The 10,477-nt window shown below is 64.9% G+C and carries 12 protein-coding genes and 1 pseudogene; 4 read left to right on the top strand and 9 right to left on the bottom strand.

The features are described 5' to 3' along the window. Positions 1 to 150 precede the first annotated feature (150 nt). The 3 genes from F0Q45_RS20655 to F0Q45_RS20665 are packed head-to-tail and all read left to right on the top strand — an operon-like array spanning position 151 to position 2,176. Positions 151 to 924, top strand: a complete 774-nt coding sequence (locus F0Q45_RS20655) for a VOC family protein (RefSeq protein WP_149655718.1) — start codon at positions 151 to 153, stop codon at positions 922 to 924. A gap of 53 nt (positions 925 to 977) precedes the next feature. Then, entirely contained in the window at positions 978 to 1,397 is a 420-nt protein-coding gene (locus F0Q45_RS20660) for a hypothetical protein (RefSeq protein WP_149655719.1), read from the top strand. Between the two features lie 41 nt (positions 1,398 to 1,438). Next, a complete protein-coding gene (locus F0Q45_RS20665) occupies positions 1,439 to 2,176 on the top strand; it encodes a trimeric intracellular cation channel family protein (protein ID WP_188113061.1) in 738 nt (245 codons plus the stop codon). 5 nt (positions 2,177 to 2,181) lie between these two features. On the opposite strand, the gene F0Q45_RS20670 is transcribed toward F0Q45_RS20665, so the two are convergent. The 7 genes from F0Q45_RS20670 to F0Q45_RS20700 form a co-directional block, all read right to left on the bottom strand. After that, positions 2,182 to 2,640: a VOC family protein gene (locus F0Q45_RS20670; protein WP_149655729.1), complete on the bottom strand. Its 459-nt coding sequence runs from the start codon at positions 2,638 to 2,640 to the stop codon at positions 2,182 to 2,184. A 95-nt stretch (positions 2,641 to 2,735) separates the two neighbouring features. Beyond that, positions 2,736 to 4,250 carry a carotenoid oxygenase family protein gene (locus tag F0Q45_RS20675; RefSeq protein WP_149655721.1) on the bottom strand — a complete coding sequence of 505 codons (1,515 nt, stop codon included), beginning with the start codon at positions 4,248 to 4,250 and terminating at the stop codon, positions 2,736 to 2,738. A gap of 1 nt (position 4,251) precedes the next feature. Then, the gene (locus F0Q45_RS20680; protein ID WP_149655722.1) at positions 4,252 to 5,478 is read right to left on the bottom strand and encodes an acetyl-CoA acetyltransferase; all 1,227 of its coding nucleotides are present in this window, start codon (positions 5,476 to 5,478) and stop codon (positions 4,252 to 4,254) included. A 239-nt stretch (positions 5,479 to 5,717) separates the two neighbouring features. Beyond that, positions 5,718 to 6,266, bottom strand: a complete 549-nt coding sequence (locus tag F0Q45_RS20685; protein WP_188113057.1) for a PE/PPE C-terminal domain-containing protein — start codon at positions 6,264 to 6,266, stop codon at positions 5,718 to 5,720. 154 nt (positions 6,267 to 6,420) lie between these two features. Further along, entirely contained in the window at positions 6,421 to 6,624 is a 204-nt protein-coding gene (locus tag F0Q45_RS20690; RefSeq protein WP_188113058.1) for a PPE domain-containing protein, read from the bottom strand. Between the two features lie 10 nt (positions 6,625 to 6,634). Next, the gene (locus tag F0Q45_RS20695) at positions 6,635 to 7,900 is read right to left on the bottom strand and encodes a PPE family protein (protein WP_149655725.1); all 1,266 of its coding nucleotides are present in this window, start codon (positions 7,898 to 7,900) and stop codon (positions 6,635 to 6,637) included. Positions 7,901 to 7,917: 17 nt separating this feature from the next. Continuing rightward, the gene (locus tag F0Q45_RS20700; protein ID WP_149655726.1) at positions 7,918 to 8,217 is read right to left on the bottom strand and encodes a PE family protein; all 300 of its coding nucleotides are present in this window, start codon (positions 8,215 to 8,217) and stop codon (positions 7,918 to 7,920) included. Between the two features lie 278 nt (positions 8,218 to 8,495). Here F0Q45_RS20700 and F0Q45_RS28690 point away from each other — a divergent pair, with 278 nt between their 5' ends. Next, positions 8,496 to 8,786 carry a hypothetical protein gene (locus F0Q45_RS28690; RefSeq protein ID WP_149655727.1) on the top strand — a complete coding sequence of 97 codons (291 nt, stop codon included), beginning with the start codon at positions 8,496 to 8,498 and terminating at the stop codon, positions 8,784 to 8,786. 550 nt (positions 8,787 to 9,336) lie between these two features. Here the strand turns inward: F0Q45_RS28690 and F0Q45_RS20710 are convergent. Then, complete coding sequence (locus F0Q45_RS20710; RefSeq protein ID WP_149655728.1) at positions 9,337 to 9,873, bottom strand: hypothetical protein; 537 nt, start codon at positions 9,871 to 9,873, stop codon at positions 9,337 to 9,339. 108 nt (positions 9,874 to 9,981) lie between these two features. Further along, a pseudogene (locus F0Q45_RS27935) lies at positions 9,982 to 10,477 on the bottom strand (PE-PGRS family protein); the annotation flags it as partial.

Raw genomic sequence — 10,477 nt, forward strand, 5'->3', positions numbered from 1 at the left:
TGCGCGCGTGTGCGGCTGTATCTGGCCGGCGACATGCTCGCCTTCGAGGAAGGCCGGATGGGGAAGGTCAGATTCTGGCCGCCAGATTCCGATGACTTTCTGGGCCGAGCATTGTCAATACCTCTGAAATCACACCGCAAGGAGGTCATCATGCCCATCCGCCACACTACCCCGCTGGGTGCCCCGTGCTGGGTCGACCTGACGACGTCAGACGTCGACCGCGCTCAAGACTTCTACGCCCAGGTTTTCGGCTGGACATTCGAATCCGCCGGACCCGACTACGGCGGATACATCAACGCCGCCAAGGACGGTCATCCAGTCGCCGGCCTGATGGCCAACAATCCGCAGTGGCAGTCTGCGGACAACTGGGCCACCTATTTCCACACCGCCGATATCAACGCGACTGCGGCCAAGGTGACGGACGCGGGCGGTTCGACATGCGTGGCTCCGATGGAGGTACCCGCGAAAGGCTTCATGAGCATGGCTACCGACCCGGTTGGCGCATTCTTCGGATTGTGGCAGCCGCTGGAGCACCGCGGCTTCGAGGTGATCGGGGAAGCCGGCTCGCCCGTCTGGCATCAACTGACCACCCATGACTACCGTGCGGCGCTCGACTTCTATGGTGATGTCTTCGGATGGCGCACCGAGCAGATCTCGGACACAGACGAATTCCGCTACAGCACAGCATGGTTCGGTGATGACCAATTGCTCGGCGTGATGGACGGCGCCGGCTATCTCTCCGGGGACCAACCCTCGCAGTGGACCATCTTCTTTGGTGCCCAGGACGTCGACCAGACGCTGCAGGTGATCACCGACAACGGTGGCGCGGTACTGCGTCCGGCTGAGGACACCCCGTACGGGCGGCTTGCCGCAGCGACTGACCCGACGGGCGTCGTGTTCAACCTGTCTTCGCTGCGGACCTAGAACCATAGCGGGGTGCGGTCGGCGCGATGTGGCGCCCTATTACGCTCGCAGGCATGACTCGTCGGCTGCGCCCTGGTTGGTTGGTGGCGCTCTTCGCCGTCGTCGTCTCGGCCAGCACCTGGATGCCGTGGCTGACGACGGCGGTGGGCGGCGGCGGCTGGGCCAACGCCATCGGAGGAACTCACGGCAGCCTGGAGCTGCCGCGGGGATTCGGCGCTGGCCAGCTCATCGTTCTGCTTTCGTCGACGCTGTTGGTGGCCGGCGCGATGGCGGGCCGCGGATTATCGGTGAAGTGGTCTTCGGTTGCCGCGCTGCTGTTTTCGGTACTCATCGTGGCGCTCACGGTATGGTATTACCAGATCAACGTCAACCCGCCGGTGTCGGCCGAGTACGGGCTGTATGTTGGTGCGGCCGCAGCTGTTTGCGCGGTGGTTTCCTCGCTCTGGGCGGTGGTCGCCGCAACCCTGCAATAGACTTCACTATTCGTGCAGGACTTTGTTGGGAGCCGTGCGTCGTGAGTCCGACGCTGGGCGAGGTATTCCAGGTCGTCGACCTCACTGGGGTCTTCGGCAACGCGGTGCTCGGCGGCATAGTCGCTACCGAGGAACGATTAGACCCGGTCGGATTCGCGGCGCTGGCCATGCTGTCTGGCCTGGGTGGCGGATTGATCCGCGATGCCCTCTTGCAGCACGGCCCTCCAGTCGCCCTGACCGACTACGTGTACCTCATCGTCGCTATCGCCGGAGCCATCATCGCCTTCCTGGTGCCCGTGTACGGCCGAGCCTGGAACCTGGCTTTCCCGGTCATTGACGCGATCGCCCTGGGAACGTGGGCGGTCGCGGGCGCTCAGAAGACACTCGCAACTGGACTCGGGTGGGAGGCGGCACTCTTGATGGGCACCATCACCGCGGTCGGCGGCGGGACGTTGCGTGACATTGCGGTGCGTCGAACTCCTCAAATCTTCGGTGGTAACACCCTGTACGCGACCTGCGCAGTTATCGCCAGTGGCGTCATGGTGCTCTTTGCCTACTACGGGCGAGCGACGATGGGTGCGGTGATCGCCACCGCCGTCGGCGCCACCCTGTGCCTGCTCGCTCGCTGGCGGGGTTGGCAGTTGACCGAGAGGCCGGCATGGCACTACGCCCTGCGCCGGCAGCCCAGCAAACGGCTGCCACGAATTACCTTGCGGGTCAACAGCGACGACTCGCCCCTGCCGCTGGTGAGCGGAAAACGAAAGCCGCCGAGCCGCTGATCAGCTCAGCTCGACGGGTATTCATGCTTTCCCGAAGCCAAGCTGCCGCTGGGCTCGTTGACGCCGTACACAAAGGGAGCGAACACGACTTCGCGCCCATCCGGGTCGCGAAAGGTGATAGCTCCCATGGCCTCCCAATACGGATGCTGCTGGACCGGCTCGATGCCGGCCTCCCGCAGCCGCGCAATGGCCGCCTGCTGCGCATCCTGGTCCGGAAAGTACAGGCAGAGCTGCTCATGGTGGTCGACGGCGACCTCATCAACGGCCTCGACGATTTCGAGTGTCAGATTCCAGCTGGGCAAGCCGAATATTGCGCCGTTGCTGCCGTAGCTATCCCCGAACGTCTCATAGAGCGGGAGCCCCACCAGCTCGCGGTAAAAACGCACAGCCTCGTGGTAGTTCGATGAGCGGCGGGCGAAGCGAAGCGCGCCAATCGGCGCCAATTCCTTGGGCCAGTGTGTCATCCGGCGGTGCTCGCTCACTGCCCCTCCTTCACCGAGCCTGTAATCTCACAGGCCGCTACTCGTAGTTTTCCTCACGCATTACCGGCTGGCGAGCATCACAGCCCGACAGCACCTGCTGCAGATTCCGCCTGACGCCAGCGGCGTAGCTCGGCGCCCGGCACCCACGTCGAATGGGTACCGCTGGAAATACGCTCGGGCAGTTGCAGTTTGCATACCGGGCCAGCACCGACCCGGCCCGCGTCGAAGACCAGGCAGTAGGAGGCGTCGTCGTTCATGTCGGTGATCAAGGTGACCAGGTATCCGTCGTCTTCGGCCGTGCCGCCCGCTCGTGGGGCCAGCTGAGTCTCGCTTCCGTAGACACCGTCGGCAAATGAGTAACCCTCGTGGGCTCCGGTAAGCAGGTCGTGTTTGACCAATCCGTCGAACAGGAACCAGCCCGGCTTGCCGGTCGCGGCATAGGCGTAGCGGTACTTGCGCGTGGCGTAACCGTCGTTGATGGTGCCGAATTCGGTGATGGAATCCGACAGCTGCTCTTCTTTCACCGCGCCGGTCACCAGGTTGAGTCGCCACCGATGCAAGCGGGATTGCAGGCGATCCAGCGCCAGGAAGCGAAACAGCTTCTCCCACTTGGTACCGCCGGTATCCAGCGGCTGGGGATCGCCTTCGTAGAAGCCGTCGAGCACTATCTCGTCGCCGTCCTCGTAGGCGTTGGTGAAGTGCAAAACAAACGTCGGATCCGCTTCGAACCAACGGATGTCGGCGCTGCGCCCCCGGCGCGGGATCACCGCGAAGCGTGACGGCAAGTCGGGGTAAAAGCGCGGCAGGTGCACGTTGTGCTCGAGCAGTCGCGGATCCCAAAAGAGCGGGAAATCGTTGAGAATGGCGTAGTTTTCGGTGAACGCCATGTCATGTGGCAGTCGTGGGCCGGGCAGCGGAACGTCGACGTAGTGCACCAGCTCGTTGTTCTGGTCGACGACGCCGTAATGCATATACGGGTCTTGCTTGGTGTAGTTGAAGAACAGCAGTTCGCCGGTGTTGGCGTCGACCTTGGGATGGGCGGATACGCCGCAGTCGACCGGGAACCGCCCGTTCCAGCTCTCTTTGCCGAGCGTGTTGCCGGAATATGGGTCTAGCCGGTACAGGTCGCCGCATTGGTAGAAGCTAGTGAGTGCGATGCCGCGGTGCACGATGACGTCGGTGCTCGACGCGTCCTTCATCAGGGTGCGAGCGCCCCAGCCGGTGTCCCGCTTGGCGAATTGCACCGGCTCGGCCAGTCCCGGCCACAGCGGTCCGCCCGCCTCGTTTTCCGCCAGGAAGCCTTCGGTCTGGACGAAACGGTTGCGATAGAAGGCTTTTCCGTCGCGGAAGCCGACGACGTGGACCATGCCGTCGCCGTCGAACGGATGATAGGTCTTAAACGCCGGGTGCAGTGGGTTCTCGGTGTTGCGCAGGTAGATGCCGTCCAGGTCGCGGGGGATTTCACCGTCGACGGCGGTTAGGTCGTCGGCGTCCCATTCGGTGGTTTGCGGCCGCCACGGACCGGTACGGTAGGGGTGATCGTCGTCTTCGGGCAGGGTGGACAGGTACTTGCCGACGAGTTCAACGTTCATGTCACATCCTTGGTGCGCTGCTGACAACAAAACTGACCGTGGTGGCCGTGCTGCCACCAAAATTAAGTGTGGCGAAGGTTTTTGCGTCTTCGACTTGATAGTCACCGGCCGTGCCGCTGACCTGCTTGGCTGCGTCCAGCAGCATCCGCACACCGGAAGCCCCGACCGGGTGTCCGCCACCGATCAGTCCTCCGCTCGGGTTGATCGGCAGCCGTCCGCCGATCTCGATTTCACCGTTCTCGATAGCCTTCCACGATTCCCCCGGGCCGGTCAGGCCGATGTGGTCGATCGCCAGGTACTCACTGGGGGTGAAGCAGTCGTGCACCTCGAATCCGTCGACCTCGTCGAGCGTCACGTGCGCACGACGCAAGGCGTCCAACACCGCGGCCCGCACGTGCGGCAGAACGTAAGGATCGGCGGCGGCGCGGTCTAACTTCTGTCGCAGGCCCAACCCGACGGTGCGATGTCCCCAGCCGTCGACGCGCCCGATTGGGCGCGCATCGGGATGCGCCCGTAAGTAGGCATCGTTGACGAGAACCAATCCCGCTCCGCCGTCGGTCATTTGGCTGCAGTCGAGGCGCCGCAGCCGGCCCTCGGTGATCGGGTTGGTCTCCTCGTCGTCACTGATCGGGTCGGGAATTGTCCAATGACGAGTCTGGGCGTTGGGATTGCGGCGCGCGTTGGCATAGTTGAGTGCGGCGATGGCCCGCAGGTGGGTGTCCTCCAGGCCGTAGCGCCGCTGGTACTCCTCGGCGAATTCAGCGAACATCGATGGCCAAAGATAACGCGCCCCGGCACCCTCGTGGCCGGTCCACGCCGCTGCGCCCAAATACTGCGCCGCGGTGTCACCCGGCACCGTCTTCTCCAACTCCAGGCCGACCACGAGCGCGGCGTCATAGGCGCCCGACCGCAGGTCGGCCATCGCCGCCAGCGTCGCCACGCTGCCCGAGGCGCATGCGGCTTCATGGCGCGAGGCCGGCGTATCCCACAGGCCGTCGCACACTGTTGCCGGCATCGCCCCCAAATGCGCTTGGCTGGCGAACATTTCGCCGAACGCATTCGCGACGTGGACTACGCCGATAGCGGCGGCCTCCACCCGGGCCACGGTCAGCGTGCTCGTCACCACCTCGGTCGTTAGGTCCGCAAAGTCGCGACTCTCCTTGGCGAGGTTACGCGCGAAGTCGCTCTGGTAGCCGCCAAGAATCCACACGCCCGTTGTGCCGTCCATACGCGGCACGCTACTCCGGCATCGTCGTCAAGATCCGGCGCGTCGCGCAACAGACCGGGATGGGCGGCCCCGCCGGCTCTCGGGCTGAACCGACGGGACCTGGGCAGGCGTATAGGCCGGCCAATACGCCCCCCTTATATCAATCATTGCCAACGGTGGTGATCCGCAAACATGTGCGAACATGTCCAGCTCCCAGTCTGATGAGTAGCAAGTGTCGGGCAGAGCGGAGCAAAGTTGGTTCACAGCGGGCGGTTTCGGTTTGGTCCTGCGGTGGGCGGCGGGTGCTGGATCACCACGACCGTGGGCTTGCGCCAAACTTGACCGTCCTGTTCCGGGCGAGCATCTTTGGTGGCCCGCGGGTTTCCTCCGCCGATGCCGCGCCCGGCCAAGCTGGCCAGAGCCATCCCGCTCAGCAGGCCTGGCGGCATTCCTCCGATGTTCGTGGCTGCGGCGCTGAGGCTGGCACTGGGCGCCGATTCGACTGCCAGCTTGATCTCGGGCGCAGCCATGGTCCAGCCGTGCGGCACTGACAGACCACCCAGCAGAGCAGCTGGGCCTACCCCCGCGGACACCGACACGCCGCCCGACGCGGTGCTCGGTGCCGAAACCGACGCATCCGTCGTCGCGCTGACAGCGTTGCCTTGAGTGGGCTCTATCCCGCCGCCGGTGTCGTCACTGCCGCAGCATCCGCCGGAGCCGAAAGGCCTGGTCGTGTTCACTATCGACAAGCCCAGGCTCGCAGTTCCGACGGACGCGATGTAGAGAGCCACCACGTCCAGCTCCCCCACCGGGGTTGGGATTGCGACGGATGCGGCCGACGCAGCCGACTCCGTCGCCGGCAGGACAACCGAAGCCGCGGGCCGGGGGAGAGTTTGGGTGCCCAGCGACGAAAATTGACCAAGGGCCGCCTGGGCGTTGGTCCCGGTATCTGTACCGGCGGCTTTAGCAACTGCCGCGGCCTGGGCGGCAATACCTGCCGGGTCGGGCGATTTGCGACGGTTGGGTAACCGGCGTCAGCGTCGACGCTGCATAGGAGGCTGCGGCATAGCTATTCATGGCGGCGGCATCCTGCGTCCACATTTCGGCGTACTCGGTCCGGCTGGCCTCGATCGCCGCGGTGTTTTGCCGCAAAATGTTGGTCGCCACACAACCGGGTTCATTGCGGACGGTTCGTGGGTGGCCCGCCAGCCGGTGGTGGTTGCTGGATCACCACCACCGTCGGCTTGCGTTTAGGCTGATCCTCCCGCTCTGGGGAGGCATCACCAATCCCACGAGTACCCGTACCGCCCAGCCCGCGTCCGGCCAAACCTGCCAACGCCATCCCGCTCAACAGTCCTGCTGGAGCTCCGCCAAATTCTGCGGGCGCGGCGCTGAGCTCGGAGCTGGGCAGTGACTCCACCGCCAGCTTGATTTCCGGAGCGGCCATCGTCCAGCTGTGCGGTACCGACAAGGCTCCGAGGAGCGCCGCTTGTCCGGTGCCGGCGGACACCGGCGCTTTTGCGACGGTGCCCGGTGACGACACCAACACATCGCGCTCTGCACTGATGGTGTCACCCTGCGTCGGTTCTAACCCCCCGGCGCGCAGACCGCCGCCGCCGTAGCCGTTGAAGCCGAAAGCCCACGGCCTGGACGTGTTCACCACCGATAAGGCCAGGCTGGCGGTACCGATGGCGGCAATGTAGGCAGCCGCCACATCAAGGTCTCCGATCGGGGTGGGGATTGCGATGCTGGCCGCCGGGGCTGCCAGCTGTGCTGCCGCCGGAGCGGCCGATGCGCCCGACGCGAGTTCGTGCCCCGCTTCGGGGCTGGTGCTACCTAGCTGTCCCAGGATGGCCTGTGGCTCGGGGCCCGGAGCGGTGGGAACAGCTTGGGCTTCAGGGCCGGCTGGATCAGCTGCGTGCGACGGTTGCGTGAAGGTTGTCAGTGTCGACGCGGCCTCTGACGCCTCGGCGTACTGGTACATGGCGGCGGCGTCCTGCGCCCACATCTCGGCGTAGTCAGCCTGGATTGCCTCGATCGCCGGAGTGCTTTGCCCGAAAATGTTCATTGCCACCAACGAGGCCAATTGGCTGCGGTTGGTCGCAATCAACGGTGGCGGCACTGCCATCGCAAATGCCGTCTCAAACGCGGCCGCCGCGGTTGTGGCCTGAGCGGCCGTCTGCCGGGCGTGCTCGGCTGCCTCGCCCAGCCAACTCGCGTAGGGCGCCGCCGCGGCTGCCATCGACGCGGACGCTGGACCCAACCACGACTCCAAGGTCAGCGTAGAGATCACCGAGGCATACGAAACGGCCGCGGAATTCAATACCGCAGCCAGCCCGTCCCAAGCGGTGGCGGCGGCCAGCATGGGCCCCGACCCCGGGCCCATATACAACAAACCGGAATTAACTTCTGGTGGTAAAGCCCCGAAGTCCGTCCCTAACATGTTGCTCAGCCAGTTTCTCAGCCGGCCGCGATGACGTTCGCGGCCTCGGTCGCCTCATACGAACGGGCACTGACGCCCATGGCGTTGACGAACGCGTCATGAATCGCCATGGCCTGTGCGCTTATCACCTGATACGACTGCGCATGAGCGCTAAATCGCGCGGCCGTCAGCGCCGATACCTGGTCAGCAGCCGCCGGAGCCACATAGGTGGTATGGGCGGACGCGGCCGCGCTCTGCGCGCTTACTGCCGAACCGATCTCCTGCAAACTCCCGGCTGCGGCCGCTAGTGTTTCCGGCTGGGTGACCACAAAAGCCATCAGACTCTCCTCCTACGCAGCAGCACCGAAGTGCCTGTCCGATAGGCAAATTCGTTGGACAATAGCGTTGGAACCCGGCCCGGGGAGGCACTCCTAGCTGGAGGGTACTTCGTCGCCGACGCACTGGTCCGTCATTTGGTCAACAGAGGAGCAGGAATCTGGACGCGGCGGTGGTCACCACACTGACCGGCACCGACAGAGGTCCACGTGGCGTCTTGACGTCGCCGGCGAGCCCGGAGCTTTCCGCCCAATGTGCTCGGTACAGCATCTTGGTCGTGATGGGCCCGCGTGTCCTCGATCCGATTGCCGCAACCGGCAATCCTCGCGAGGATCACGTGGGCCCAATCACAGTTGGCCGGGCCGGTTTACCGTTGCGCTATTACGGCGCGGGCGGCGCCGGGGGCAAGGATGGCGCTGACGACGGCGACTCAAGCGTGGTCAGCGTGGGGGGAGGCGTCGTGGGCGTCGTTACAGTGGCAGTCACCGTGTTGGTGCCCTCGGTCGCCGTGATCGTTGCGGGATCCTGTTTGAAGGTGGTGTCCGCACTCGAGGTGCCCGTCATCCCGTAGCCGATGAGAGCAGCGGCAGCGATGCCAACGCTGGCGATACCGAGGCCGGCGCCGATCGGCTTGAGTCCGATTTTGCGATCTGTCACGTCAATTCCTGTCTATTAGCTGTTCGAAAGGTTGTGATGATGGCAGCTAGTTGCGGGGTGATCTCCTTTTCGGGTCGTTTCGTTTCGGTCGCGCCTCGTCTGGGTGGGGCCTGCGATGGGTTTGCTAACTCCTGGGCTTGGCGAATCGTCCGAATGACGATCCACTGCCTTCTACTTCGATGAAACCGACTCCGGCGTTTCATTCTCCTACAAGCCGCTCTGCCGTGTGATCCGTATCGCGACTCATTGTAGACCGTAATACGGATCTCATGCCAGGGTGACTTGTTGGTGTGCTGCTGCCCACCACACTCGTGACGTCGAACCGGTCGAGCCATGACGTGCAGGGCCGGGCTTTCGGTGCGGTCGGGTAACGCCCAGCGAGTGACAGTCGGGTACCTGATGGGCGCCACTCCGACCAACCTTGATGCACAGCGTCAGTCGCAGCTGTCGGGCCAGGAGCCGGTTTAGTTGGCTGGTGGCACCGGCGGCATATTGGGACACGCCATGAGCAGAGCTTGCGCGGCCTCGTATGTCATTACCGCCGCGTGGTAGTAGTCGGCGTCCTCGCCTGATGACGGGTTCATTTGCGGCGGGCGGTTCGCATAGTCGCGCTGGCTGTTTGCCAGCAGCGCGGTGCCCTGTGCCCATTTGCCCAGTTGATTCTTTAACGCCGGGCTGGAAACCGACCCCGATGCTGCGCGAATATCGTCACTCATTGAGGATTCTTTGTCGGCAATGGCAACGAGGTCCCGGCGTTCTCCCTGACCATTCTCTAATGCTGTAACTGATTGCGCCATAGCGATCCACTGGTGCCCGAGCTGTTCAACGACAGCGCAATCGTTGTGTGAATCGATTTGTCGCACTACCCAGCAGGCTGTCGCACCGCACATGATGAGCAGCACGCCTGTTAGGGCGCTAACCAAACGCTTCTTCGGCGGCCAACTCGCCAGCTTTGTCACGCGCTTTGGCTTGCGTTCTGCATGAAAGCACCATCCTGCCATCGCTGAATTCTCGTGAAGCCCATCATCCCAATACGATCCGTCGGCTTGGCCTTGCGACCTCGCAATCCGGCTCGGGCGTTCGACGAGGTAGCCCGTCGGAGGGCGCGGCTACGTCAACCCGTCCAGGCCGAGCAGCAGCCCCGCGGCGCCGGGGGTGCCACCGGTGCCCGGCATGAAGCCACTCCCGCCCTTACCGCCGTTACCGCCGTTGCCGATCAGCACGGCGTTGCCGCCGGCCCCGCCGGTACCGCCGGTCCCAAAGCTCTCCCCGCCGGCGCCGCCGCCACCGCCGTCGCCGAACAGCCCGGCCTTGCCGCCGGTGCCGCCGGCCCCGCCGGTAGCAACGCCGAACCCACCGGTGCCGCCGGCCCCGCCATCGCCGGAGAGGATGCCGGCGTCGCCCCCGACCCCGCCGGCCCCGCCGACGGCGCCGACGCCGGCGGCGACCCCGCCGACCCCACCGATGCCGCCGGCGCCGAAGAGAATGCCGGCGTTGCCCCCGGCGCCGCCGGCCCCGCCAGTGTTGCCGGCGCCGCCGACCGTCATGTTGCTGCCGCCGACGCCGCCGGCCCCGCCGGTGCCGAATAGCAAGCCGGCACCGCCG

This window comes from Mycobacterium simiae (assembly GCF_008370645.1).
Lineage (GTDB): Bacteria > Actinomycetota > Actinomycetes > Mycobacteriales > Mycobacteriaceae > Mycobacterium > Mycobacterium simiae_A.

What these genes read in the sequence shown, in the direction of transcription:
- F0Q45_RS20655 (WP_149655718.1), top strand. Translation starts at nt 151, where the DNA reads ATGCCCATCCGCCACACTACCCCGCTGGGTGCCCCGTGCTGGGTCGAC.
- F0Q45_RS20660 (WP_149655719.1), top strand. Translation starts at nt 978, where the DNA reads ATGACTCGTCGGCTGCGCCCTGGTTGGTTGGTGGCGCTCTTCGCCGTC.
- F0Q45_RS20670 (WP_149655729.1), bottom strand. Translation starts at nt 2,640, where the DNA reads ATGACACACTGGCCCAAGGAATTGGCGCCGATTGGCGCGCTTCGCTTC.
- F0Q45_RS20675 (WP_149655721.1), bottom strand. Translation starts at nt 4,250, where the DNA reads ATGAACGTTGAACTCGTCGGCAAGTACCTGTCCACCCTGCCCGAAGAC.
- F0Q45_RS20680 (WP_149655722.1), bottom strand. Translation starts at nt 5,478, where the DNA reads ATGGACGGCACAACGGGCGTGTGGATTCTTGGCGGCTACCAGAGCGAC.
- F0Q45_RS20695 (WP_149655725.1), bottom strand. Translation starts at nt 7,900, where the DNA reads ATGTTAGGGACGGACTTCGGGGCTTTACCACCAGAAGTTAATTCCGGT.
- F0Q45_RS20700 (WP_149655726.1), bottom strand. Translation starts at nt 8,217, where the DNA reads ATGGCTTTTGTGGTCACCCAGCCGGAAACACTAGCGGCCGCAGCCGGG.
- F0Q45_RS28690 (WP_149655727.1), top strand. Translation starts at nt 8,496, where the DNA reads ATGGGCCCGCGTGTCCTCGATCCGATTGCCGCAACCGGCAATCCTCGC.
- F0Q45_RS20710 (WP_149655728.1), bottom strand. Translation starts at nt 9,873, where the DNA reads ATGGCAGGATGGTGCTTTCATGCAGAACGCAAGCCAAAGCGCGTGACA.